This window comes from Pseudomonas sp. A-RE-19, assembly GCF_019956555.1.
In the GTDB taxonomy this organism is placed as follows: Bacteria; Pseudomonadota; Gammaproteobacteria; order Pseudomonadales; family Pseudomonadaceae; genus Aquipseudomonas.
Genome location: NZ_JAHBDQ010000006.1, coordinates 33,454 through 58,944, shown reverse-complemented (window position 1 = coordinate 58,944; position 25,491 = coordinate 33,454). Strand labels below are relative to the sequence as shown.

The following is a 25,491-nucleotide window of genomic DNA, read 5'->3' as shown; positions in this document are numbered from 1 at the left end:
CGGAGATACTGACATGAGCTCTCGTACTCTTTCCCTGATAGGCGTTTCCCTGGTCATGGGCCTTGGTGCTGCATGGATGGCCGATTCCTGGCTGAGCGCGCGGCTCAATGCCACCCCGGATGACCATCTTCGAAGCGTGGTGGTCGCCACGGTAGAGATTCCATTCGGGCAAATGGTCGAGGCCCAGCAGGTCACAACCATGCGCATGCCCATGGACACGATCCCGGATGACGCCTTCGACTCCAGTGACAAAGCAGTGGGCAAGATCGCAACGTTCGACATCCTCAAGGGCGACATCGTGCGCGGCGCGCGTCTGAGCGAGCACTTGGGTGGCAGCACCCTGGCTTCTCTGATTGCCCCCGACAAACGCGCCATATCGGTCCGTGTGGACGATGTGGTCGGTGTAGGCGGATTCCTGTTGCCGGGCAACCGGGTCGATGTACTGGCGACCAAAACTACCAGTGCCGGCAGTAACAGCGCCGTGTCCAGGACCATCCTCGAAAACCTGCGTGTACTGGCGGTGGACCAGACGGCGGGTACCGACAAGACCCAACCGGTGGTGGTGCGTGCAGTGACGCTGGAGATGTCGGCTACCGAGGCGGAAACCCTGGTCACGGCTCAGACGGAAGGCAAGTTGCAACTGGCGCTGCGCAACCCGCTGAACCTCGATAAGAAAATAGCGACCGTCGCGCCAGCCGCACCGGCCATGGTGGTGGCCACTGCGACGGAGCCAAAACGCGTGGTGCAGCGCAGCAGTGGCGAGCGTGGCGGAGCCATCACCATTATCCGCGGCATCGAAACCAACGTAGTCAAGATTCGCTGACAGAGTGCAACAGGTGCCTGGACACCCAGGTATTGGCGGAGCCGATCCGAATCAGCATCGGCAAATGAGGGCTTGATAATGAATCTTCGTATTCAGCGGCCGTTCACTGCGACGCCAAGGCGCCAGGAAGGAGCGGTGAGCGTACTGATGGTGATCGCACTGGCGGCAATTACCATGATGGCGGCGCTGGCTCTGGACGGCGGACACATCATGCTGAACAAGACCAGACTGCAGAATGCGGTGGATGCCGCTGCCCTGAGTGGCGCCAAAACCCTGAGTCAGGTGTACGGTGGTGCCAACAGTGCCAGCACGACGAAGACTGCCGCGCTCTATACGCTGACGCAAAATGCCAATGCCGCAGGCAACAACGAATTGGCCACGGCTGTCGCTGGCAACCCAGGTGCATTTGCGGTGGTGGAACTCTCGAAATCCGTCTATGGACCTTTCTCTTATCCCGGGCCGACGGATGCCAAATACGTGCGGGTGTCGGTACCGAACTATAGCCTGACAGGATTTTTCTGGAGCTTCGTTCAGTCATTTGGCGCCGTGGGGAACAAGGCCGTGGCGGCGATCGCCACCGCTGGACCCAGCCCCACCAACCCGTGTGATCTCGCACCGTTGATGATCTGTGGCGACGAGACTAAATACGACCCGGCCGCTGGCATGTTCTGGGGCTTCCAATTTGGTGATTTGCAGGTGTTGAAGTCGGCTGCTGGCAATACGTCCGCCATTGGCCCAGGCAACTTTCAATTGCTCGATTTCGGTTCGGGCGGCAGTTCGGTCAGGGATGACCTGGCTGGAGGCGGCTCAGAGTGCCGCAATGTGGGAGACACTGTCCAGACCTCACCCGGCAACACGGTCGGCCCTGCGTCTCAAGGCTTGAATACACGCTTCGGCATCTACAACGGCCCGGTCAGTGCCTCGGACTATCCGCCAGACCTGGTGACGTCGTCGAGCAATCCGGCGATCACCTACAACGACTCGGTCACTCCGGCGCAGACGCTGTACAAGGGGCAACCCGTCACCTCGAGTGCTGGCAATCTCACCGCGGGCAGCAACGCGATACTGGACTATAACGACTGGAAGGCGAGCGTTGCCGCCTGTGTGGCGGGGACCGGCAGTGGCTGTCAGAGCAATGGGGTATTCGAGCGCCGGATGCTGAAAGTCGTGGTTGGCAACTGCACGGGTAAACAGGGTGGTTCAACCACGATTCCCGTCCTGGGTTTTGGCTGCTATTTCGTGGTGCAGCCAATGAGTAGTGGCGGCACGCAAGCGCAGATCTTCGGGCAGTTTGTGAAAGAGTGCGAAGGCGACAACGTGACCGGCCCCTCGCCCTCAACCGATTCCGGCCCGCAGATCATTCAGCTCTACAAAACCTATCTCGGCATCGGCACTCCGAGCACTGACTCGTAGGAGGCGTCATGAGACACCACACGTTTAAACGATCGCAGGCCCAGCAAGGCGTGGCGCTGGTGGAGTTCACCCTGGTGTTGCCGCTGTTGCTCCTGTTGTTGCTGAGCCTCGGCGAGTTCGGCCGCATGCTTTACCAGTACAACGTACTGCTGCAAGCCAGCCGCGATGCAGACCGTTTTGTCGCCAGTCAGGCCTGGAACTCGACGCTGGGCATGGTCGCTCTGAGCAGTACGCTGCAGACCCAGACGAAAAACGTGGCGGTCTATGGTGTGCCTGCAAATACCGGGGCCGCAGTGGTGTCAGGGTTGACGACCAGTATGGTGACCGTCTCCGCGCTGGGCGCCGATCCCTCCCACCCCGACCATGTGCAGGTCAGCATTACCTATAACTTCTGCCCGGTGATTGGCAGTGGCAATTGTGGCGGAGCGATTCCAGGGTTTTTTGGCAGTCAGATTGCGCTGAGCATTCCGCTGGTCGCCACTACCGTCATGAGGGCATTGTGATGAACAAGAAACGCATGCACGGCACCTATATCGTGGAGTTCGCCTTCGTTGGCATGCTGGTGTTCATTCTGTTGTTCGGCGTGGTGGAAATGGGCCGTCTGTACTTCACGGTCAATGCGCTGGATGAGGCCGCGCGGCGTGGTGCGCGTCTGGCGGCGGTGTGCAATATCAGCGATCCGGTGGTCTTGCAGCGAGCGATTTTCAATGCCGCAGGTGATTCAGGGACGAGCCAGCTGATCACCGATCTGACCACCAGCAACCTGACGCTGACCTATCTGGACGTAAACGGTGCTGTGGTGGCCAACCCCGCCGACACGAGTGGGGTCAACGGTTTTCGTGCCATCCGCTACGTCCAGTTGAGTCTGCAAGGCTTTGTTTTCAATCTGTTTATTCCCGGGTTCGGCGTGCCCATTACCTTGCCTGCATTCAAGGCAACGTTGCCACGTGAAAGCCTCGGGCGTCATTCCGATTCCGGGGAGATCACACCATGCTGAATACCAAGGAAACTCCGCTCTCCAGCTCGACCGGCAAAGCCGGGCTCCGGTTGCTGATCAGCAGCCGTGATGCCACCTCTTTGCGCGATCTGCAGAGCGTCTGCCAACGCATGCCCAGCCTGGAGGTGAGCACTCGCCTGGTGAGCAATGGGCATGTCGACCCGCTTTACGGCCTGGACCGGATGCCCGATCTGTTGCTGTTGCGCGTCAGTCACCTGTGGCGCGAGGAGTTGTCGGCGCTGTTGCAGCATCCAGCTCATGAGCGTCCGCCAATGTTGGTGTGCGGTTTGCTGAGCGAGCAGGAGGCCATGCGTCTGGCGATGCAGGCTGGCGCCCGGGACGTGCTGCCAGAGCCCATCGCCGAGACAGAACTGGTCGCCGCCTTGAATCGTCTGGTCATGGAAGTCCGGACCGGCAGTGGGGTAGAAGGGAAGCTGGTTGCCGTAATGAGTGCCAAAGGCGGTTCCGGCGGAACCCTGGTGGCCTGCAACCTGGCTCAGCAGCTCAGCGCCAGGGGCGGCAGTACTTTGTTGTTGGATATGGACCTGCAATTTGGCAGCGTGACGCATTATCTGGATGTGGCGCAGACGCACAGCCATCTGGAGGTGTTGCAGCAGATCGATGGCATGGACAGCGTCGCGTTACGCGGTTTTTGCAGTCACTTCAGCCCGACCTTGCATGTGCTGGGTGGTCGGGCCGGTGAGTTGTGCCTGCCGCAGGATGCCCAGCCCGAGCAGCTTGATGCCCTGTTGAAGTTGGCCCGCGCCAGCTACGACTGGGTAGTCATCGACCTGCCGCGGCAGATCGACCACCTCACCGGCTCCGTGCTGGAACAGGTGGACCGGGTGTACGTGGTGGTGCAGCAGAGCGTCAGCCATCTACGGGATGCCAGCTCCCTGGTGCGAATTCTTCGCGATGACCTGGGTGTGCGCGGGGATCAAATGCAGATAGTGGTCAACCGCTTTGACAAGTCGGCAGCGATCAGCCTCAAAGATATCGGCGAAGCGCTGCGCTGCACGAATCTGTCGAAATTACCCAACGACTTCAACCTGGTCAGCCAGAGTCAGAACACTGGTGTGCCGTTGGGGCTGCATGCGCCGAGGGCAGCGATTACTGCCGCACTGCGCGACATGACCGAGGACCTGGTCGGTCAACAGTTAGCCGGGAACAAAGGCTTACTCAAACGCGCCTTCAACCGTTTTTTCGGGGGATGACCCATGATCAGCGACTTTCGTAACCGCTTGCGCAAACAGTCCGGTAAACCCGCCTCATCGTCGGCGACCGACGACCTGCTGGACCCGCCAGAGGAAATAATGGCGTGGGAACGTGCAGCGCCGGACGTTCTTTACGAAACCAAAAGCCAGGTCACCCCGGTGGAGGCCGAGTGGCGGGAAAAGATCTACCAGCAGTTGCTCAAGGTCATGGACCTGTCCTTGCTGGACTCCCTTGAACAGGCCGAGGCCACGCGGCAGATTCGCGATATTTGCCTGCGCCTGCTCGATGAGCATTCGGCGCCGGTGAGTACTGCCAGCCGCCAGCTGATCATCAAGCAGATCACCGATGAGGTGCTCGGCCTGGGCCCTCTGGAACCGTTGCTGGCCGATCACAGCGTATCCGACATCCTGGTCAATGGCTTTGCCTCGGTCTATGTCGAGCGCTTCGGCAAATTGCAAAGGACCGATGTACGCTTTCGTGATGATCGGCATTTGCTGAACATCATCGACCGCATCGTGTCCAGCCTGGGTCGGCGTATCGACGAGTCCTCGCCATTGGTGGACGCCCGGCTCAAGGACGGTTCGCGGGTCAACGCGATTATCCCGCCACTGGCTATCGATGGCCCGAGCATGTCGATTCGCCGTTTTGCGGTGGACCTGCTCAATACCGACAGCCTGATCTCGGTGGGGACGTTGACCCCGGCCATTGCCCTGCTGCTCAAGGCGATCGTTCGCGGGCGCCTGAACGTGCTGATTTCCGGCGGTACCGGCAGCGGCAAGACCACCATGCTCAATGTGTTGTCCAGTTTCATTCCGCAAAACGAGCGGATCGTCACTATCGAAGACTCGGCCGAACTGCAACTGCAGCAGCCCCACGTGGTGCGTCTGGAAACCCGCCCTTGCAATATCGAGGGGCGAGGCGAGGTGAGCCAGCGGGAGTTGGTGCGCAACAGCCTGCGGATGCGTCCGGACCGCATTGTGATCGGCGAAGTGCGCGGCGCCGAGGCGCTGGACATGCTGACCGCCATGAACACCGGCCACGATGGCTCGTTGACCACCATCCACGCCAACACCGCGCGCGATGCGTTGGGGCGAATCGAGAACATGGTGTCGATGACCGGGGCGACCTTCCCGATCAAGGCCATGCGGCAGCAGATCGCTTCGGCCATCGATGTGGTGATCCAGCTGGAACGTCAGGAGGACGGCAAGCGCCGCTTGGTCAGTGTGCAGGAGATCAACGGCATGGAAGGCGAGATCATCACCATGACCGAAATTTTCTCCTTTGCGCGTCAAGGCATGGGCGAAAACGGCGAGGTGCTCGGCGATTATCGTCCCAGCGGCATGATCCCGGCCTTCCGCGATGTACTGGCCAAGCGCGGCATCGAATTACCGCTGACGATGTTCAGACCTGAATGGATGGAGGGACGGCAGTCATGAACCATATTCCTGGTGAGTTCATTCTGATGTTCCTCGGCATGGTGTTTATTGCCGTGTTCCTTCTGTCCCAGGGCGTGGTGGTGCCGGTGTTCGGCGAGGCCGGCAAGATGCGCAAGCGCATCCGTGGCCGCTTGCATGTGATGGAGAAGGCCAACAACCTGCCTAACATGCAGACGGTGTTGCGGCAGAAATACCTGACGCGTTTGTCGCCACTGGAGGCCATGCTCGAGCAGTTGCCCTTCATGGCGAATCTGACACAGATGATCGAGCAGGCAGGCCATGAATATCGCGCTTATCGGGTGATCGTGCTCGGGCTGTTCCTGGGCGCCTGTGCGGGCATCTCGATCTGGATGATTTCGTCGGTCTGGTGGATGGCGCCGCTGGTGGCCTTCGGGGTGTTTTGGTTACCGCTGCTGAAAATCTCTCGTGACCGGGGTAAACGTTTCATTGCGTTTGAGGAAGGTCTGCCGGATGCGCTGGATGCGATGTGCCGGGCCCTGCGCGCCGGGCACCCGTTCAACGAAACCCTGCGCCTGGTCTCCGAGGAGCACAAGGGGCCGGTCGCGCATGAGTTCGGCCTGACCTTCTCCGATATCAACTATGGCAACGATGTACGCCGGGCCATGCTCGGCCTGCTGGAGCGCATGCCAAGCATGACGGTGATGATGCTGGTGACCTCGATCCTCATCCACCGCGAGACCGGCGGCAATCTGACGGAAGTGCTGGAGCGTTTGAGTCGGCTGATCCGTGGGCGCTTCCGCTTTCAGCGCAAGATCAAAACCTTGTCGGCCGAAGGGCGTATGTCGGCCTGGGTGCTGGTGGCGATTCCCTTCGTGCTGGCGATCGCGATCATCGTTACAAGCCCCAGTTACCTCCCTGTGCTGATCAATGATCCCACGGGCCATAAGCTGATCATCGGGGCTTTCGGTGCCATGTTGATCGGGATTTTCTGGATAAAAAAAATCATCCGGATTCAGGTTTAAGCGGTAGTCGCTACCGGGAGGTACAGGGTCATGGACTTTTTACTCGGGTTGTTCAGTCGGGTTACGGGGAACGAAGAGCTGGCGCGCATATTGTTTATCAGCGTGGTCGGTTTTAGTACGGTGCTTGCGGTCGCTGCTGTGATGTTGCTGATGTTGGGTCTTCAGGACCCGGTGCAGCGTCGTCTGGCGCTGATCAAGCGTGGTTATTCAGGCAATACGGCAGGGCAGGAGGCTCCGGGTAACCTGCAGCTGCTGCTGGAGCGGGTCGGCCAGCGTTTTGCCTCGGCCGAATCGGCAAAGACGTCCGCAACCCGGACCCTGTTGACGCATGCGGGTTACCGTTCTTCTTCGGCGCTGCAGATGTACTGGGCGGTGCGCTTGATGTTACCGCTGGTGCTGGTCGGCGTTGCGTTGCTGCTGTTGCCGTTGATCCCCAAGGTTTCGCTGATGAGCGGTCTGCTGTTGGTGATCATGATGGCCGGTATCGGCTGGCTGCTGCCGGCGCTGTATGTCAGCAAGCGTAAGCAGGCGCGTCAAAACCGGCTGCGTGTCGCCTTTCCAGATGCGCTGGATCTGATGGTGGTGTGCGTGGAATCAGGCCTGGCCCTGCCCACGACCATCGAACGGGTGGCTGAGGAGATGTCGGTCAGTCAGGTTGAGTTGGCGGAAGAGCTGGCCCTGGTCAATGCGCAAATCCGTGCGGGCATCACCAGTACCGAGGCGCTCAAGCAACTGGCCATGCGCACCGGTCTGGATGATGTACAAGGGTTGGTCAGCCTGTTGGCGCAGAGCATTCGCTTTGGTACCAGTGTGGCCGACACCCTGCGCATCTATTCTGATGAATTCCGTGACCGTCGTACCCAGGCCGCCGAAGAAATGGGAGCGAAAATCGGTACCAAGCTGATATTCCCGCTGATTTTCTGCCTGTGGCCGAGCTTCTTCCTGGTCGCCATCGGCCCTGCTCTGATCGGGGTGTTGAGAGCATTCGGGTGAAATAAAAGGGTGGAGGCTGTCGAGACGATGGCCTTGCCACCCTGGCCGATCTGCACTTTCCTTCCATAGTTTTACAAATCCTCCGCAGGAGCTGCCGCAGGCTGCGATCTTTTGATTTTCTGGCAGGCAATTCGTTGCCCAGGCCTCTGAATCAAAAGATCGCAGCCTGCGGCAGCTCCTACAGCGATTTGCGTCTAGCTGTTGATCACGACCTGGTGGTTGATTGTCGCGATACGCTGGGTGACAGTCTGATCAAGGCGCAAGCCTGGTTGCCAGGCGCCCTTTTAAGGAACACCGACCCGGCAGGTGTAGGCGCTGGCGAAGCCTGCGATCTTTTGATTTTGATGGCCGAGGGATCGCTGAAAAGCAAAAGATCGCAGCCTGCGGCAGCTCCTACGGAGATTTGCGTATAGCGGTTGATCACGACCTGGCGTTGATTGTCGCAATACGCTGGGTGACAGGCTGATCAAGGCGCAAGCCTGGTTGCCAGGCGCCCCTTTAAGGAACACCGACCCGGTAAGTGTAGGAGCTGGCGAAGCCTGCGATCTTTTGATTTTGATGGCCGAGGGATCGCTGAAAAGCAAAAGATCGCAGCCTGCGGCAGCTCCTACGGAGATTTGCGTCTAGCTGTTGATCACGACCTGGTGGTTGATTGTCGCGATACGCTGGGTGACAGGCTGATCAAGGCGCAAGCCTGGTTGCCAGGCGCCCTTTTAAGGAACACCGACCCGGCAGGTGTAGGCGCTGGCGAAGCCTGCGATCTTTTGATTTTGATGGCCGAGGGATCGCTGAAGAGCAAAAGATCGCAGCCTTCGGCAGCTCCTACAGGGGTAACCCGGCAAGGCCTGGATAATGTGTAGGTACTGATGTTTTTCCTGCATACGACGTCTAGCCCGGCTTTGCAGCCAGGCTACTCTGGACTCCGCCAGAAGGCTGATCATCCATTGACGAGCATCAGTTGGTGCTGGGGATTTCGCCCGATGACTTTTGCTCAAAAAATATCGGAATCGGGTAACTGAAGCTATTGAGCCAGCGCTGCATGGCCAGGTCTCGTTCGGTGGCCGAAGCGGTTTGCAGTTTAGGTGAGGCAACTACGCCGCGAATCTGTAGCTGCATCCACTGTTCGGTGCCTTTTTGCTCCTGCGAGGAGGGGCCAGGTTCAATAGCCCAGGCACTGGTGGACAGGCAAGCCATGCACACTATCAACAGCCTCTTGGTATTCATCTCGACTCCTCGTACGTTTTACTTGGTCGCAGTGGAGGAGGCATCGGCTACCTCATTTCTGCGATTCCCCTGCGAAGCCACCGCTTTTTTAGCGGAGGCCTTGAGTTTTTCCGCGCGGCTTTGAGCCTCTGCGACTTGCTCAGGACTCAAGCTGGCGCGGGTCACGAGTTCGGCAGCCGCCTTCCAGTTATCCTGATAGATCAGCAGCGTCACCATATTGAGTGCCGCCAGTGAATCCGTCTGCTTGAGCTCCATGGCGGTCATGAACTCGAAGCGTGCTTCAGGGATCCGTCGCTGATTGAGGTAGACGACCCCCAGGTCATTGCGCATCTTATCGTCGGTGGGGGCCATCTTCACTGCGCGCTCAAGGTGAGTGGTCGCGGTGGCGTAATCATTTTTGGCCGCGGCCAACTGGCCCAGGCCATGTTCACCGTCAGCGGCCAGACAGGTGCCGAGCAAGCTTTGATACAACGGCTCCGCGTCTTTACGCCCCATCAAGCGAAGTACCCGAGCCTTGCGCAGGCGAACCTGGACCAGGTCGTCGGGCAAACCTTCCAGATTCGCCAGGCTGGCATACAAACGGCCCTCGTTGGCCATGTTGTCGGCCAGGTTCAGGGCCAACTCTTGCTCCGACGCGGGCTTGGCACAGATAGCCGGTCGCGAAGAGATGCCATTGGTGGCACAACCTGCGAGCATTATTGTCGCCGCTATTGCAATGACTGCTTTCATCGAGTTTCCCCTGGCTACAACACGTTGAACGCCTGGCCAGTGGCAATACAGCCGGCCCGGCAAGCGCTCAAGGTCACCGTTACGAGTGAGGGCGAGGCAAGCCCGGTTCAGGTTCTGGCTCCGGCTCATTGCGAGAGCCCGGTGCGACTGTCGAAATCACCATTTTCGAGGAAGAACATGCGGTAGAAGTTCGGGTCGTAATTGCGCAGCTGCTCGCCAGGCAATGACGGCAGTTGTGCATTGGCAGCCAGAGGCTGGACCAGATGCGGGGTGACGATCATCAGCAGTTCGCGCTCTTCACGGTTGATGGTGTTGTCGCGGAAGAACGCGCCCAGAATCGGGATATCGCCCAGCCCCGGAAATTTGTTCACCTGGGAACTGTTGCGGGTGCTGATCAGGCCGCTGATGACGAAGCTTTCGCCGTCGGCCAGGGAGATGCTGGTGTCGGTACGGCGTATGGTCAGCGCCGGAACTCTGGTGCCGGCGATGATCACGGCGTTGGTGAAGTCCAGCTCGCTGACTTCCGGCGCCACCTTCAGCGCGATACGGTTTTTGCCGACGATGGTCGGCGTCAGGGTCAGGCGGATACCGAATTCCTTGTACTCGATGGACACGTTATCGCTGCCGGAACTGGGCACCGGAATCGGTACTTCACCACCGGCCAGGAAGCTCGCACTCTGCCCGCTGAGCGCTACCAGGCTTGGCCGCGCCAGGGTGTAGGCGAAACCGCTGCCTTCCAGCGCGTTGATCGCCACCAGGGTATTGCCGGTAGCAAAGGAGAGGTTGAACATGTCGTTGTTGACCGGCACCGACGGCGTGACAATGCCACCGATGGTGGGCAAGGTTCTCGGCGAGCCGAACAGGAAGTTGCCGCGGGTGCCGAAAATCGAAGCGGAGGCTTCCTTGAGCTTGGTCCGGCTGACTTCAACGAAGCGGATGTCGGTCTGCACCTGGCTCGGCAGCAACGGGTCTTCGGAAGGCATCGTCGACACGCTGGTCAGCGCTGTCGTGGCCTTGCCCTTGACGAACACCATGCCTTTGCGCGGCTCTTTCGAACAGGCGGTCCAGACCATCAGGCTGGTGGTGCCCGGCGCGATACCCGTGAGTAGGAAGGCGTTGCTGCCGGTGGCTTGTACGTCGGCGACTTTCGGGTCGCCCACTGCCAGTTGCGTCACCGCGACGGGGACGCGAAGTTCGCTCTGAAGTCCCTGACCGACCTCGTACGTTGTCGGTAGGGCATCCAACTGCGAACAATTGGCCGCCGCGGCCTGAGCCGCATCCACACCAAGACCCATCCAGAACAGGCCATGGATAATTCGCTTGAAAGCGGGCACGGTACGATAGCTCATTAAGTGCATCCTCGCTGAATAGGCCATCTTTAGGCTAATGGGTTGCCTCGGATCACTACCAGGGGCCCGGGCTGGCCCTCCACCTCGCCAGACCAACTAAGGGCCCGGAATTTGTCTTATTACCAAGCACAACCACGCGCTAGACACTGATCGGATTGACCTGTGAACAAGCTTCGTTAAAACGGTTTTCAGTGACCCGGCGACTTGGGCTGCCGACCTGAGCGATATGCCCCGGTTCGACAGTAATAGCGGCTACGGACGGCACTGTTTGCCGACCTGACCCCCCTAAAAAGCAACCGGCAATCAAAGCATGGAGCCGGAAAGCGCTTGCCAGGACCATAATGAGGTAACTCCTTTTGCCAGTCCGCTATCTGATCGCTGAACCCAATGTGAAAAATCAAACCGGTGCGACTTCTTCTTGCTTTGAAAGTAGTTCAACTAAGACAAAGCGCCATGCATTAAAAGAAAAACTTCAGTTCAAAGGGGGGCAATAGACCGGTTACTGGCAATAAAGTCATACGTCGTGCTGGGCGACCAGCCGACTTTTGCGGCGCGATTCACATGGACAGAATCAGTCGTCTGGTGAACAAAATCAGGATCACTCCCTCGGTTCGTTCGAACCCGTGCCCCATTGGCATGAACAGCAGTCGTACCCGAATTCGAGTCTCGTTTACCGCGCCATAGCTAACAAAAACGCCGCTTTTTGAGCTCGATGCTGTTCACGCAGCAGAAAAAAACCGAAATCTGACAAGGATTCCGGTTTTTTTATGCGTGCGACAGTTATGGCGCATCGCACGAATGACCCTGAGAAACCTGCACGTTCGCCAGTGTGCTACCGAGCATCGAGAGGCGACGGGATGAGCGTGCAGAAGTCAGTCGAAGCGGCGGTTAGTTCACAAATACTGTATGCGCTGGCGCAGCCTGCGATCCTTTGATCTTGCCGTTCAGCTCTCGGCTTTCTTCTGTGCCGATCTCAACTCCTTCAAGCGCTGATCGATCAACTGGCACTTGTCCGGCAAATCCGCGCTTGCCGTGTCCAGATCCATCTTCTGCAACTCATCGTTGATCTCCTTGGCCTTGGCCGGATTCTGCTCAGTGATCCTGGCCACTTCCTTGGCCAGTTGTTCGCGCTTGGCGGTGGCTTCCTCAGGGGGGCAGGCCCAAACGGGGAGGGCACAGGCGAGGGTGGCGGCGCAGGTGATTTTTAGCAGGGTTTTCATAGGTTGAGCCTCAGTTTCCGGTTAAGGCGGGTTATCCGGTTGAGGGGCGAAGGGTGTGAAAAGTTCAGCTTCTGCGAGCCGCGGGACAGGTTTGCATGACCGAGCCAGGTAGCGAGTCCCTTCATCGAGAAACCAGGCGTGAAAAAACAGCTTGAGTTCGAAAAGACAGGAGATACCAACAGCGACTTCCCTTATCTATGCGCTTACTTCAAGTGATCCGTTCATGGAAATGGGTATCTCGCAGGCGCTGGCCATCGGATTCATTTTTACCTGGGCAAAAAAAACGGTGCTGAGTCTCTCTTAGTGGGAGGAATTAGCTCAGTGGGGCACGACAGCCCGGGCAGACCGAAAAAAAATTCTATTTCTTAGATAGGAAACGTGGTTTCCCCCCCATTTTTACTAGGGATTTTGCGTATTGTTTAGCCTTGTTCCTACGCACTTCCCTGTTTTTTCAGTGATTCCCTTAGTGAACAAATTTCCTATGCGATTGTCGGGCGCCGGACGCAAAAACTGTGTATGGTTCGCGCCCAAAATCTGTAGGGCATTTTGCTATGTCCGTTACTTTCACTTAAAGGAATTAAGTATGCGGTTTTTTCGCGTGGCTTCGGTGTTGTCGTTGTGGGCGGCGGCGTTTTCGGTGCAGGCCGAGCAACTGCCGATCGAAGTGCTGAGTGCGGTGATCAAGGACCAGAAGATCGCCGACGCCGAGCTGCTGTTGCAACGCAATGGCGCACAAAACGTGGTGGGTCGCACCAATGCTCAGGGCCAGGTCAACCTGACCACCGAGTTTGCCGATGATGCCGGCAACCTGCTGATCATCAAGAAGCCCGGCTACTCCAATCTGGTGGTCAAGTGCCCGTGCAAGGGCATGACCTATGCCATCAGCCCGGTAATGCAGAACCTCGACGGTCTGCGCGTGGTGCTGACCTGGGGTGCGACCCCGTCGGACCTCGACTCCCACATGATCTTCCCCGGTAACAACATCTATTTCCAAAAACAGCACGGTGACGATGCCAATCTGGATGTCGACGACACCACCAGCTATGGCCCGGAAACCATCACCCTGGAAAAGAAACACTACGGCGAAAGTTACGTCTACGCCGTGCATGACTACAGCAATCGCGGCGAGCTGGGTTCGCGCGATCTCTCCAACAGCCAGGCCAAGGTGTTCGTGTACATGGGCCAGTCACTGGTGCGCACCTACTACGTGCCGCAGAACCGCAGCGGCAACCTGTGGACCGTGTTCCGCATGACCGGCGGTGGCGACTTCCAGGACATCAACAGCATTACGGGTGCCAGGGTCGATGCGGCAAACGTGTTGAACGAAGTGTCGCCGTTGCTGGATGACAGCGTTGCTCTGACGGCGGTGGCGGTCAGCGCTTCTGCACAGGCCGATGCGAAAGGCCTGAACACCAAAGGCGAAGCGGCCTACAAAACCGGTAATCTGCCGCTGGCAATCGACTTCTTCCGTCAAGCGATCGATTTGAATAACAGCTACGGTCAGGCCTACGGCAATCTGGGCCTGGCGTATCAGAAGGCCGGTAACACAGCCGAATCGATCTGGGCCAACCGCAAGGCCATTGCCTTGGCCAGCGGCAATTCGGCCGCCAGCGTGCGTGCCGGTTCCTACTACAACATTGCCCGTATCTATGAAGCGGCCGGTCAGTTCCCTGACGCCCTGCGTCATTACCAGTTAGCCAAGACGCAGAAGGCCAACCCGGTGTATGACACGGCCATCGAGCGCGTACAAAACCGTTGATCGCCTAGTGTTGATCTGACCCCACAACGCGCCGAACTTCGGCGCGTTGTGCATTCATGGGGAGGTGAATCCGGCTACACCCTCCAGGCCGGGCTCCATCTCTCTGTATCAACCCGTATTCTTTTCTTCCCGGTCTTTTCTCGACTCGCTAACCGCCTAATCAAAAGGCGAGCGCAACGCTCCCTGCCGTCCATCGACCCCCACACCAAAATGGATCCATTTATTGACGTCAGAATAGTGGCCATCTAATATCGCGCCATTATTGTGCTATCACTCTCCATTCGAGGGATCGAACATGTACCCACCCGCCCTCGTGGCGAGGTTGTGCCTGGCTTTGCTGTGCCTTTCTCCGCTGAATCTTGCTCACGCCGCCCCCACCCCCGGTGAAACCGATCTGATCCGCGAACGTCAGGATCGCTTGCTCGAAGAGCAGCGTCGGCGTCTCGAAGAGCTCAAGGAGTTACCCGGCAAGGAAGCCAAACCCACGCAACCGACGGCCCCGGCCGACGTGCGTTGTTTCCCCATCAAGGACATCGAACTCAAAGGCGCCGACAGTCTTTCGGACGGCGAGAAAAATCGCCTGCTCAAGCCTTACATCGGTCAGTGCCTGGGCGTTACGCAGCTCAACGAGCTGCTGAAAGTCATCACCGATCTGTACATCGACAAAGGCCTGGTCACCAGCCGCGCCTACTTGCCGCAGCAGGATTTGTCCGCTGGGCATCTGAAGGTGCTGGTGGTCGAGGGCAAGCTCGAAGGGTTGAAGGGCGCGGAGGGCAGCAAGCTGTCGGAGCGCGAATTGGGGATGGCTTTCCCCGGCAAGAGCGGTGACCTGGTGAATCTGCGAGAAATCGAGCAGATGGTGGACCAGCTGAACCGCTTGCCGTCGAATCAGGCGCAGATGGAATTGTCCCCGGGCAAGAACGTTGGTGGCAGTGAAGTGTTGGTCAAGAACACCCCGCAGAAGCCCTGGCGCGCCGGGTTGTCCCGCAGTAATGACGGCCAGCGCAGCACCGGCGAGCAGCAGTGGGGCACGACGTTTGATTGGGACAGCCCGCTGGGCCTGGCCGATCAGTTGATGTTGCGTGGCGGTCACGATGCGATGACCGATCACCAGCACACCTCCAACAACGCAATGCTCAATTACAGCGTGCCGTGGGGCTGGTGGAATTTCAGTTACACCTACAGCCAGAGCGAATACCGCTCGCAAGCGCAGGCCAACGGTTTCAATTTCAAGCAGACCGGCGACAGCGAAAACCATCAACTGCATGCCGAGCGGGTGATCCATCGCGACGCCCTGAGCAAGACCTCCCTCAGCACCGGCCTCTCGTACCTGCGCACCAACAACTTCATCGAAGACAGCAAGCTCAAGCTGAGCAGCAACCGCATCAGCGAAGCGCAGTTCGGCATCAACCACGGTAGGCGGATCGGCAGTGCGTTCGTCAACCTCGACCTGGGCATGCAGCAAGGCATCGGCGCATTCGACGCTCAGGGCAACGGTCACCCGGGCCCCGGCGAGCCGGACGCCCGTTACCGCAAATACACCGCCACGGCGAGCTACCTGCAACCGTTCAAGCTGTGGGGCGAGTCCTTCAGTTTCAGCAGCCTGATGACCGGCCAGCGCAGTGAAGACGTGCTGTTCAGCCCGCAGCGCACCAGCCTTGGCGGGCAATCGTCGATCCGCGGCTACAAGGATCAATCCTTGTCCGGCGACAGCGGCGGCTACTGGCGCAACGACCTGCGCTGGAGTCGCCCGGTGACCCTGGAATGGCTGCGCCCGGCGTTCGCCGAATACGGCACCAGCCTCGGCTATGACCAGGGCGTGATCCGTGGTGATCGCTACAACGGCGATCAGCACGGACGCATGTCCAGCGACTCCGTGGAGTTGTTTGCCCGGGGTCAGCATGTGGCCGCCAGCGTGACCTTTGCCCATTCCCTGGAACGCCCTGACGTGCTGACCGAGCGCGAAGCGCCGATCTATTTCCGCATGGATTTCTTCCTCTAAATTCTGCTTTAGCGAGATTCAAATCATGGACGTTCGCCATCACGCTTTCCTCGCGCGCCAGCCTTCTGCGGACCTGAAAACCCGAGAACACTTCTGGGGCATGCCCAAACGCGGGTTGGCGTTCCTGCTGGCGAACGTCATGTTCTGGCAACCGATGTGGGCGCAGGCGGACGGGATTGTGGTGGCCTCGCCCGGCACCAGCCTCGGCCAGGCGGGCAACGGGGTGCCGATTGTCCAAATCGCCACGCCCAACGGCAGCGGCCTGTCGCATAACCAGTTTTACGATTACAACGTCGGCGCCCAGGGCGTGATCCTCAACAACGTCGCCAACCAGACCGGCGCGACGCAGTTGGGCGGCATCATCGTCGGTAACCCCAACCTGACCAACCGGATCGCCGCGCAAACCATCCTCAACGAAGTGGTCGGCGGCAGCCCCAGTCAGTTGCGCGGTTACACCGAAGTGGCGGGGCAGTCGGCGCGGGTCATCGTCGCCAACCCTTACGGTATCAGCTGCAACGGTTGCGGCTTCATCAACACCCCGCGCGTGACCCTGACCACCGGCAAACCGGTGCTGGACAACGGTCGTCTCGATCGCTTCCAGGTCGATCAGGGCAGCGTCACCATCGACGGTGCCGGGCTGAACGCCAACAACGTCGACCGCTTCGAAATCATCACCCGCAGCGCGAAGATCAACGCCGAGATCCAGGCGAAAAACCTGACCATCATCGCCGGGCGCAACGACGTCAACGCCGACAGCCTCAACGCGACCGCTCGTGCCGATGACGGCAGCGCCAAACCGCAACTCGCCATCGACTCCTCGGCCCTCGGCGGGATGTACGCCGGGGCGATCAAACTGGTGGGTACCGAGGCTGGGGTCGGGGTGAAACTCGATGGCAACCTGGCGGCCAGTGGCGGTGATATCCAGCTCGACGCCAATGGGCATCTCAGCCTCGCGCAGACTTCTGCTGCGGGGGCAGTGAATGTCAAAGCCGCGAGCCTCGATGCTCGCGGCCCGGTCTACGCCGGCACCGTCGTCAACGTGCAAACCCAAGGCAACCTGACCAACCAGCAAACCCTTGCGGCAAGGGACAGCATCGCGCTGACTGCCGGTGGTGTGCTGACCAACAACGGCGTCATCGAAGCCGGGGTCAATGCTGATACCAGCCGTAATGCCACAGGTGATGTGAACCTGAACGCGCAAAACTTCAACAACACCGGCAAGAGCGTGGTGGCCAGTCGTAACCTGACGGTCAATACCGCGCAGACCCTGAGTAACCAGGGCGGCACCTTAAGCGGGCAAGCCATCAGCATTACCGCCGCAACTCTGGACAACCAGAACAACGGTCGGGTGTTGAGCAGTAGCAACCTCAATCTCACGGCCAATCAGGTCTTCAACAGCAACGGTCTGATCACCAGTACCGGTCATCTCAGCGCAACCCTTGGCCACCTGGACAACCGCAGCGGCGAACTCTCGAGCCTGGCCACCGCGACGCTACGCATGGCTACTCTGGATAACGTGGCGGGGTTGGTGAACGCCGGTCAGGCCTTGACCATCACTGCCACGGGGGCGGTGAACAACCAGGGCGGCAAACTGACCAGTCTCGACAGCCTGAGCCTCAACACCGGCAAGGTCGATAACAGCAACAAGGGCCGGATCGCCAGCAACAAAGCGCTGACCGCCAGTATCGCCAGTCTCGATCAACATGATGGTGGGCAGGTCACCAGCGATACGTCGCTGACCCTGGACCTGAATCACGGCGAGCTGAACAATCAGAACGGTTTGATCAATGCCCCAGTGCTGGTGCTGAAAAACCTCGCGCAGGTGGACAACCGTAACGGCGAAATTTCCAGCACCCAGGCGTTCACGCTGGCGGCCGACAGCCTCGACAACAGCAACGGCAAACTGCTCGGCAATCAAGCGGTGACCCTGCGCGTGCAGCAGGCGCTGACCAACATCAAAGGCCTGATCGCGGCGGCAAGCGTCGATGTACAAGCCGGTAGCCTGAACAACAACGGTGGCACCCTGACCAGTCGCGCCGGCCTTGAACTCAGGGTTAACGGCCAGCTCGACAATCAGGACCAAGGACTGATCAACGCTACCCAAAACCTGAACATCAACACGGCGAGTTTGAACAACCAGAGCGGCGGCTCATTGCTCGGCAGCGCCATTGCCATCGACTTCAGCGGCGCCATGGGTGACCTGAACAACGCCAATGGCCTGATCACCACTACCGGTCAACTGAGCATCCGCAACCTGCGGGACTTGAACAACCGTGGCGGTGAACTCTCCAGCAGCCAAAGCTACACCCTGACGGGCCGCAACCTGGACAACAGCGACGGCAAACTTATCAGCCGTCAGCAACTGGACCTCACCGCCGATGCCACCACTAACTTCAATGGTCTGATTTCCGGCTGGCAAAGCCTGAGCCTTCTGGGTGGCAGCCTCGACAACCGCAATCAGGGCACCTTGTCGAGCCGAGACGGTGACGTGCTGGTGGACCTCACCGGCGCTGTGCGTAACAGCAGCGCCGGCGCCCTGGCCAGCAACGGTACATTGAAGGTCACCGCTGCCAGCCTCGACAATAGCGACAACGGCATTCTTTCCAGTGCCGGCGCGCAAACCTTCGTCATTGCCGGAACGCTGAATAACGCCCAGGGCGGTTTAATCGACAGTGGCGCTGCTCTGGATATTCAGGCCCAAACCCTCAGCAACATCAATGCAACCATCAATGCCCAACAAGACATCCGTTTCACCGGCACTGATCTGAATAACAGCGCTGGCACCTTGGCCGGCAAGGGTGCGATCACCCTCGATCTGCTCGGCACCCTGACCAATACCGGCGGCAAACTGGCAAGCAACGGCCCGCTGGTCGTTCAACGCGCAGTGCAGATCAACAACCAGAGCGGCCAACTGGCCAGCCAGGGTTTACTGAGCCTGTTGACCGGTGGTCTCGATAACCGCAATGGCACTGTCGCGGCCAACGATTCGTTGACGATCACGGCCAGTGGCTCCGTGCAGAACAGCGCGGGCGGTCAGATCTTCAGCAGCGACGCCGGCCTGACGCTCAACGCTGCCAGCCTCGACAACGCCAAGGGCATTCTGCAAAGCCAGGGCGATCTGACAGTAAAAACCGGCGGCGCCATCGATAACCAGAGCGGGCGCATCGTCGCCAAGGACGGCAACCTCGACATCACCGCCGCCAGCCTCGACAGTCGCGGCGGTGTGCTCTCCAGCCTGCAAGGCGCCTTTAGCGGCCACATCACCGGCGTATTGCGCAACGGCTATGACCTGAACAACAACCGCCAGGGCGGGATCATTCAGGCCCAGAGTCTGAACCTCAAGGCACTGGCCGGGATCGACAACTATGGCGGGCGGATCACCGCGCAAACCGGTGACGCCATCGTCGACACCGGAACCGACGGCAGCTTCGATAACCGCAATGGCGGCCTCTACGCCAAGGGCCGGGTCAGCGTCACCGGCAATAACTTCGACAACAGCGGCGACAACGACGGGCAGATCGGCGGGCAACAGATCGACCTGAGCCTGCGCGGCGCATTGAACAACCGCCTGGGCATCATCGAAAGTGAAAGCACGCTGAGCATCAGCGCCGCCAGCCTCGACAACCAGACCGGCCAACTGCGCGCACTGGGTGGCAATGGCAAAACCGCGTTCGCCATCGGGGGCCTGTTCGACAACCGCAACGGCACCGTGGAATCCGCCAACAACGACCTGACCCTCGGTGCCGGTGGTTTGCTCAACGTCGGCGGCAACGTGCTGCACGTCGGCACTGGCCTTTTTGACATCGCCACCGGCCAACTCGGCAGCGCCGGCGGCAGCTTCGTCACCCGTGGCGGTCTGACTCTGGCCGCCGACAGTTGGGCCAACAGCAGCGTGATCCAGGCGGATCGCCTGACCGTCAACATCAACAGCCTCAACCAGACGGCCAGCGGCCAATTGTTGGCGGTCAGCCAATTGACCGGCAACGGCGGCAATTGGAATAACGATGGCTTGATCGCCAGCGATGGCAAGCTCAATCTGACCCTGTGGGGCAACTACAGCGGCAATGGTCGCACCAGCAGCCTCGGTGATTTGACGCTCAAAGCCAATCAACTGACCCTCGACGCGGCCAGCAGCATAGCCGGTGGTGGCAACACCACGGTTAACATCAATGGCGAGTTGAACAACCAGGGCCGTTTGACTTCCAGCGGCGACCTGATCATCACCGCCGCCAACCTTAACAACTACGGCACGATCGGTTCCGGTAAAGACCTGACCCTCACCACCGGCGCACTGCTCAACAGCCGCGGCCTGATTTCCAGTGGCGGCGATATGCGGCTGCTGCTGTCCAGCTTCACCAACGCCTATGGCCAGGTCTATGGCCTGAGCAACGTGCATATCGGCCGGGACCGCGACAGCGGCAAGGCCGACTTGCTGGACAACCGTTCCGGCGATATCTACAGCGCGCAGGACCTGACCATCAATGCCCTGACCGTGAACAACGTACGGGACATTCTGGAGTACACCGCGCATGAGAAAAGCTCGGTGGTTATCACCGAGCTGGATTGCAATCTGATCCCGATTGCGGGGTGCGACTTCCGTAGCGGATCGCGTCGTAACGGCCATTGGGAGATTGCCGAGACCGACCGCCTGAAGGTCACCGACAGCAGCGCGGCCGCGAGTCTGACCAGCGGCGGCAACATGACGATCAACGCTCAGGCGTTGAACAACACCAGCAGCACCATCGCGTCCACAGGCAACATCACCGTCACTGCCGACACGATCAATAACACCGGCCTGCAAGAGCAGGACATCATCACCAAGCGCACTTTCTGGAACTACGTCGACCAAATCTTTGCCACGGTTCCGGCGGCCGCGGCCTTCAACGATAGAAACAGTCCGACACCCTCGGCCACTGTCGAGTCGGATCTGAGCTATTTCATCAGCCTGCTGGGCGGTGGCATGCTGACCGAAAGCACCACCACGGTAGCGGGTTCCGGCAGTTCCTATGATGCGGTGATCCAGGCCGGCGGCAACATTTCCCTCAACGCGACGCAGACCATCGACAACAGCGTGGTGCGTCCGTATTACAGCTACGTCGCTGGCGGAAAGACCAACACTGACACGGGTGCCGGCAACGGCTACTCCACGCCAGTGACTATCAACGCGCAACTGCCGCCGGATCTTGCCCAGCAGCAAGTCAACCCGGTGGATCTGCCGGGCTTCAGCCTGCCCACCGGCCAGAACGGCCTGTTCCGTCTGAGTCAGGAAGGCAGCACCAACCCGACCGGCACCGGCCCACAAAGCTGGACGCTTACCGGCGGCAAAGTCACCGCCGGTGCATCGTCTACGCCGGTCACCATCAACCGCGTGCAAGGCCTGCCGAACAGCGCTGGCAAATCCCAACCGCACAAATACCTGATCGAAACCAACCCGGTACTCACCGACCTCAAGCAATTCATGAGTTCGGACTACCTGCTCCAAGGCTTGGGTTACGACCCTGATCAAAGCGCCAAGCGCCTGGGCGACGGCCTCTTCGAACAGAAGCTGGTCCAGCAAGCCGTGGTCGCCCGCACCGGCCAACGCTTCATCGATGGCCAGACCTCGGACGAAGCGGTTTACAAGTACCTGATGAACAACGCCATCGCCAGCAAGGACGCGTTGAACCTCAGCCTCGGCGTAACCCTCACCGCACAACAGGTCGCGGCGCTGACCCACGACATCGTCTGGCTCGAAGAGCGCGAAGTGAATGGCGAAAAAGTCCTGATGCCGGTGCTGTACCTGGCCAACGCCAACAACCGCCTCGCCGCCAACGGCGCGTTGATCCAGGGCAGCGACGTGACCCTCATCGCCGGCAAAGACCTGAACAACGCCGGCACCCTGCGCGCCAGCCAGAACCTGGAGGCGACGGCCAAAAAAGATCTGGTCAGCAGCGGATTGGTGGAGGCGGGGGAGCGGTTGAACTTGCTCGCCACCAATAACCTGACCAACAAGGCGGGGGGCATCATTGCCGGGCGAGACGTAACGCTCAAGGCCACGAACGGTGACGTCGTCAACGAGCGCACGGTGACCTCCCACGACAGCAGCGTCGGCGACTACAGCCACGCGCGCGACTTTGTGGACAGCGCCGCCCGCATTGAGGCCGCCAACAACCTGGTGATCAACGCCGGGCGCGATGTCCTCAACACCGGTGGTGTGTTGAAAAGCGGTGGCGACATGGCCATCGATGCCAAGCGCGACGTCAGCATCACTGCCGTGGAAGAGCGCCACTCCGACAGCCGTACCGACTTCCTCGACTCAACCCTCACCCAGCACGGCGCCAGCGTCAGCGCGGGCGGTGACCTGACAGTCAATTCCGGCCGCGACGTGACCGTGGTGGCGAGCAAGCTCGACGCCAAGGGCGACGTGACGATGGACGCCAAAGGCGACCTGCTGTTCGCCTCCGCCGCCGACGAACAACACAGCTACTTCAAGGACAAAAAAGAAACCCGCCAGGAAGACCACGTCAGCCAGATCGGCACCACCCTGGAGGCCGGCGGCAAACTGACCCTCAAGTCCGGCAAGGACATGACCCTGGTCGCCAGCGACATCAGCGCCGGCAAAGAAGCCTACCTGCACGCCGACGGCGACCTGCAACTGCTGGCCGCACAAGACCGCGACTACTCGCTGTACGACATGAAAAAAAGCGGCAGTTGGGGCAGTAAAAAGACCCAGCACGATGAGGTAACACAGATCACCCACATCGGTACGCAGATCAAATCCGGTGGGGACCTGACGCTGTCCAGTGGTGGGGATCAGCGGTATCAGGTGGCGAAGCTGGAGAGTGGCAAGGACATCACGCTGGACAGTGGTGGGGCGATTGTTTTCGAAGGGGTGAAAGACCTGCATGACGAGAGCCATACCAAAAGTGATGGCGACGCTTTCTGGACCTCATCGAAAGGCAAGGGCAATACCGACGAGACACTGCGCCAGACCCAGATGATTGCCAAAGGCAACATCACGATCAAGGCCGTCGAAGGTCTGCAAATCGACCTCAAAGAGGTGAATCAGCAAAGCGTCAGTCAGACCATTGATGCGATGGTCCAGGCCGATCCGCAACTGGCTTGGCTGAAGCAAGCCGAAGCACGGGGCGATGTTGATTGGAAGCTGGTTAAGGAAATCCACGAGTCGTTCAAGTATGAAACCTCGGGGCTTGGGCCGGCTTCTCAGCTCATCATTGCGATTGTCATGGCCGCTATTGTCGGCCCCGCCGCGCTGAGCGCTTTTGCCAGCATGGGGACTATCGGAGCCGCAGGCCTTGCCGCGGTTGCTACTGGTGCTGCGACGAATGCGACGACCAGTTTTATTAACAATGGAGGGGATCTTGGGGCGGTGTTCCAGGACGTGACGTCCTCGGATGCGCTTAAAGGCTATGTGATTTCGGGTGTGACGGCTGGTTTAACGGCTGGTGTCTTTGATGGCATTGTGAAAACAACGACCAACCCGATTACAGGCAAGGTAACCGTTGACCTCAGCAGCCTGGAAGGGATTGGTCGGTTTGCCGGTAATCAGGTATTGCAAGGCGGAACGTCCGCACTGCTGGGCAAGGCGTTGGGGGAAGACGTCAACGTTAGTGATGTGTTGAAAACTGCCTTGTTCAACACTTTGGCGGCAGCCAGCTTCAATGCAGTGGGTGATTACACCAAAAACGTGTTTGACGATGGTTCTGCAGTTAAAGTCGCCATTCACGCCGTGGTGGGTGGGCTGCTCTCAGAGATAACAGGTGGTGATTTTGCAACCGGAGCATTGGCTGCTGGTGCGAATGAGGCGCTCATCGTCGACCTGAATAAATTGGTCGGTGGTAACCCTGATCTGCTGTTGATGGCTTCGCAGATCGTGGGGGTGTTAGCGGCGTCAACGACAGGGGATGTTGATGCGGACACTTTGCAAACTGGGGCGTGGGTTGCCAACAATGCGACGCTGTACAACCTCATGGGACATCAGGACCTTGATGGCTTAGAGGACGAAGCCCGTGGGTGCCCAGCCAAAGGTAACTGTGAAGAAGTTAAGGAGAAATTTCGCCTTCAAAGCGTCGCTGATGATGATGCGCTAGCAGGGTTGTGCAACAGCAGTCCGGATCAGTGTCTTCAGCTTTTCGGTGATCTCTTGCATGATCGGAACAGCTTGCAGGAGCGTCTTGCTCGGATGTCCCTTGATGACAGCATTCCTTCGATGTTCAAGGAGGACCTGCATCGTTATCAGCTACAAAATACCACTGCCATCACTGCGCTGACCAAAGCACAGTCGCAACTGAACCTACTCAATCAAGGCGTCTCGCCTGAAGATGCAGGATGGTTCAGTGACCTACTTGCCGCGATGGGCGGGGGGCTAATTGGGAAGGGTGGGGGCACCAAAACTGGTCCAAAAGGCTCGACTAACATCAATTCTGTTCCTCGCAACGCAAATGATCTTGTTGGAGGTCCGCTTGAAAACGCTACTCAGATTAGCGGCCGCTTCAAGCTAGATGGTGGTCCTGCGAATGGAGCCGTGTATCGGGCCGATAATCAAGGAAATATCACCAGCTATGCTGTCTATGATTCAGCTGGGATGATTGTTAAGCGAGTTGATGTTACAGGTGCAGCTCATGCTGATGTGTCGACACCACATGTAATAGAATATGGTAGAAATACGTTGCCGGACGGGACAATCAGGGTTCAGTCGCCTTCTACTAAATTGGCTCCACGGCCTACCACTCCAGATGAGATTCCGTAATGAAGCTTAATACAATTAGACAATTTAGTGGCTTGAGCAGATACGAGTTATGGGCATCAAGCTGGGCTAAAAAAGATACTATTGATATATTTTCTTATCTGAGCGCCATGTGCAATCCTGAAGATTGCCTGCTATTTTGCAGGCTGTTGTTTCCTGATTTTTTTATTAGTCAAGGTGCGGTTATTTTAAATGCTAAATACGACCATAATGTTTTTGTTGTATGGCTAGAAAAATTTGATGGTGATGTGTGCGCAGTCGAAAAAATAATGAATCACACTCACTTGTACGATATTTTTTCAGGCTGCGCTGATGAGGTTGATGATGTTGTTTTTGAACAACTAGCTGAAATTGTTGCATTGTCATGGCGGTTGGTCTTGAAGGACAAATTTCCAGGAATCAAGTTTTCTGTTGATGTTTCGAATTCGGATCAGGATTACGGGCCTACTGTTACTTTTTATCAAGTGATTGATTAGGTGCAAAAGATGGGACGAATGCTTCCGGGAACGGCACTGGTGGTGTAAAAGGCGGGGTACGGGAGCCAGTAGCCAACCCGACACCTGCGCAGGTTGCCACTGCTGATAAGTTGGGTGTTGATCCTC

The 25,491-nt window shown here is 58.7% G+C and carries 16 protein-coding genes and 1 pseudogene; 12 read left to right on the top strand and 5 right to left on the bottom strand.

Translation table 11 applies throughout. The features are described 5' to 3' along the window. Positions 1-13: 13 nt before the first annotated feature. From cpaB to KGB14_RS04835, 8 genes are all read left to right on the top strand, one after another. Positions 14-823 carry a Flp pilus assembly protein CpaB gene (gene cpaB / locus KGB14_RS04870; RefSeq protein ID WP_223484353.1) on the top strand — a complete coding sequence of 270 codons (810 nt, stop codon included), beginning with the start codon at positions 14-16 and terminating at the stop codon, positions 821-823. Between the two features lie 75 nt (positions 824-898). Further along, positions 899-2,236: a TadE/TadG family type IV pilus assembly protein gene (locus KGB14_RS04865; protein WP_223484438.1), complete on the top strand. Its 1,338-nt coding sequence runs from the start codon at positions 899-901 to the stop codon at positions 2,234-2,236. Between the two features lie 8 nt (positions 2,237-2,244). Continuing rightward, entirely contained in the window at positions 2,245-2,739 is a 495-nt protein-coding gene (locus KGB14_RS04860; RefSeq protein WP_223484352.1) for a TadE/TadG family type IV pilus assembly protein, read from the top strand. Next, positions 2,739-3,233 carry a TadE/TadG family type IV pilus assembly protein gene (locus tag KGB14_RS04855; RefSeq protein ID WP_223484351.1) on the top strand — a complete coding sequence of 165 codons (495 nt, stop codon included), beginning with the start codon at positions 2,739-2,741 and terminating at the stop codon, positions 3,231-3,233. Before KGB14_RS04860 ends, KGB14_RS04855 begins: the two co-directional genes overlap by 1 nt. Further along, positions 3,227-4,447 (top strand): AAA family ATPase, encoded by a 1,221-nt coding sequence (locus KGB14_RS04850; protein WP_223484350.1) that lies wholly within the window; start codon positions 3,227-3,229, stop codon positions 4,445-4,447. Before KGB14_RS04855 ends, KGB14_RS04850 begins: the two co-directional genes overlap by 7 nt. A 3-nt stretch (positions 4,448-4,450) precedes the next feature. Then, positions 4,451-5,884: a CpaF family protein gene (locus KGB14_RS04845; protein ID WP_223484349.1), complete on the top strand. Its 1,434-nt coding sequence runs from the start codon at positions 4,451-4,453 to the stop codon at positions 5,882-5,884. Further along, positions 5,881-6,867, top strand: coding sequence for a type II secretion system F family protein (locus KGB14_RS04840; RefSeq protein WP_223484348.1), 987 nt, complete (start codon positions 5,881-5,883; stop codon positions 6,865-6,867). The genes KGB14_RS04845 and KGB14_RS04840 overlap by 4 nt, the downstream gene beginning before the upstream one ends. 30 nt (positions 6,868-6,897) lie before the next feature. After that, positions 6,898-7,860, top strand: coding sequence for a type II secretion system F family protein (locus KGB14_RS04835; RefSeq protein ID WP_223484347.1), 963 nt, complete (start codon positions 6,898-6,900; stop codon positions 7,858-7,860). Positions 7,861-8,814: 954 nt separating this feature from the next. Here KGB14_RS04835 and KGB14_RS04830 read toward each other — a convergent pair. The 5 genes and pseudogenes from KGB14_RS04830 to KGB14_RS04810 form a co-directional block, all read right to left on the bottom strand. Then, positions 8,815-9,084 (bottom strand): DUF3613 domain-containing protein, encoded by a 270-nt coding sequence (locus tag KGB14_RS04830; RefSeq protein WP_223484346.1) that lies wholly within the window; start codon positions 9,082-9,084, stop codon positions 8,815-8,817. 18 nt (positions 9,085-9,102) lie between these two features. Then, positions 9,103-9,813, bottom strand: coding sequence for a tetratricopeptide repeat protein (locus KGB14_RS04825; protein ID WP_223484345.1), 711 nt, complete (start codon positions 9,811-9,813; stop codon positions 9,103-9,105). A gap of 125 nt (positions 9,814-9,938) precedes the next feature. After that, a complete protein-coding gene (locus tag KGB14_RS04820; protein WP_223484344.1) occupies positions 9,939-11,162 on the bottom strand; it encodes a type II and III secretion system protein family protein in 1,224 nt (407 codons plus the stop codon). A 557-nt stretch (positions 11,163-11,719) separates the two neighbouring features. Further along, a pseudogene (locus KGB14_RS04815) lies at positions 11,720-11,818 on the bottom strand (LysE family translocator); the annotation flags it as partial. A 288-nt stretch (positions 11,819-12,106) separates the two neighbouring features. Continuing rightward, complete coding sequence (locus tag KGB14_RS04810; protein WP_223484343.1) at positions 12,107-12,382, bottom strand: hypothetical protein; 276 nt, start codon at positions 12,380-12,382, stop codon at positions 12,107-12,109. Positions 12,383-12,965: 583 nt separating this feature from the next. Here KGB14_RS04810 and KGB14_RS04805 point away from each other — a divergent pair. The 4 genes from KGB14_RS04805 to KGB14_RS04790 all read left to right on the top strand — a co-directional run bounded on the left by KGB14_RS04805 (position 12,966) and on the right by KGB14_RS04790 (position 25,365). Further along, complete coding sequence (locus tag KGB14_RS04805) at positions 12,966-14,141, top strand: tetratricopeptide repeat protein (protein WP_223484342.1); 1,176 nt, start codon at positions 12,966-12,968, stop codon at positions 14,139-14,141. A gap of 295 nt (positions 14,142-14,436) precedes the next feature. Beyond that, a complete protein-coding gene (locus KGB14_RS04800; protein ID WP_223484341.1) occupies positions 14,437-16,143 on the top strand; it encodes a ShlB/FhaC/HecB family hemolysin secretion/activation protein in 1,707 nt (568 codons plus the stop codon). A gap of 25 nt (positions 16,144-16,168) precedes the next feature. Continuing rightward, positions 16,169-24,892: a DUF637 domain-containing protein gene (locus KGB14_RS04795; protein WP_223484340.1), complete on the top strand. Its 8,724-nt coding sequence runs from the start codon at positions 16,169-16,171 to the stop codon at positions 24,890-24,892. Further along, positions 24,892-25,365 carry a hypothetical protein gene (locus KGB14_RS04790; protein WP_223484339.1) on the top strand — a complete coding sequence of 158 codons (474 nt, stop codon included), beginning with the start codon at positions 24,892-24,894 and terminating at the stop codon, positions 25,363-25,365. Before KGB14_RS04795 ends, KGB14_RS04790 begins: the two co-directional genes overlap by 1 nt. The last annotated feature ends 126 nt before the right edge of the window (positions 25,366-25,491 follow it).

Bases quoted from the DNA above. Each gene is read 5' to 3' on its own strand.
- cpaB (WP_223484353.1), top strand. From the start codon at position 14: ATGAGCTCTCGTACTCTTTCCCTGATAGGCGTTTCCCTGGTCATGGGC.
- KGB14_RS04860 (WP_223484352.1), top strand. From the start codon at position 2,245: ATGAGACACCACACGTTTAAACGATCGCAGGCCCAGCAAGGCGTGGCG.
- KGB14_RS04855 (WP_223484351.1), top strand. From the start codon at position 2,739: ATGAACAAGAAACGCATGCACGGCACCTATATCGTGGAGTTCGCCTTC.
- KGB14_RS04850 (WP_223484350.1), top strand. From the start codon at position 3,227: ATGCTGAATACCAAGGAAACTCCGCTCTCCAGCTCGACCGGCAAAGCC.
- KGB14_RS04845 (WP_223484349.1), top strand. From the start codon at position 4,451: ATGATCAGCGACTTTCGTAACCGCTTGCGCAAACAGTCCGGTAAACCC.
- KGB14_RS04840 (WP_223484348.1), top strand. From the start codon at position 5,881: ATGAACCATATTCCTGGTGAGTTCATTCTGATGTTCCTCGGCATGGTG.
- KGB14_RS04835 (WP_223484347.1), top strand. From the start codon at position 6,898: ATGGACTTTTTACTCGGGTTGTTCAGTCGGGTTACGGGGAACGAAGAG.
- KGB14_RS04830 (WP_223484346.1), bottom strand. From the start codon at position 9,084: ATGAATACCAAGAGGCTGTTGATAGTGTGCATGGCTTGCCTGTCCACC.
- KGB14_RS04825 (WP_223484345.1), bottom strand. From the start codon at position 9,813: ATGAAAGCAGTCATTGCAATAGCGGCGACAATAATGCTCGCAGGTTGT.
- KGB14_RS04820 (WP_223484344.1), bottom strand. From the start codon at position 11,162: ATGAGCTATCGTACCGTGCCCGCTTTCAAGCGAATTATCCATGGCCTG.
- KGB14_RS04810 (WP_223484343.1), bottom strand. From the start codon at position 12,382: ATGAAAACCCTGCTAAAAATCACCTGCGCCGCCACCCTCGCCTGTGCC.
- KGB14_RS04805 (WP_223484342.1), top strand. From the start codon at position 12,966: ATGCGGTTTTTTCGCGTGGCTTCGGTGTTGTCGTTGTGGGCGGCGGCG.
- KGB14_RS04800 (WP_223484341.1), top strand. From the start codon at position 14,437: ATGTACCCACCCGCCCTCGTGGCGAGGTTGTGCCTGGCTTTGCTGTGC.
- KGB14_RS04795 (WP_223484340.1), top strand. From the start codon at position 16,169: ATGGACGTTCGCCATCACGCTTTCCTCGCGCGCCAGCCTTCTGCGGAC.
- KGB14_RS04790 (WP_223484339.1), top strand. From the start codon at position 24,892: ATGAAGCTTAATACAATTAGACAATTTAGTGGCTTGAGCAGATACGAG.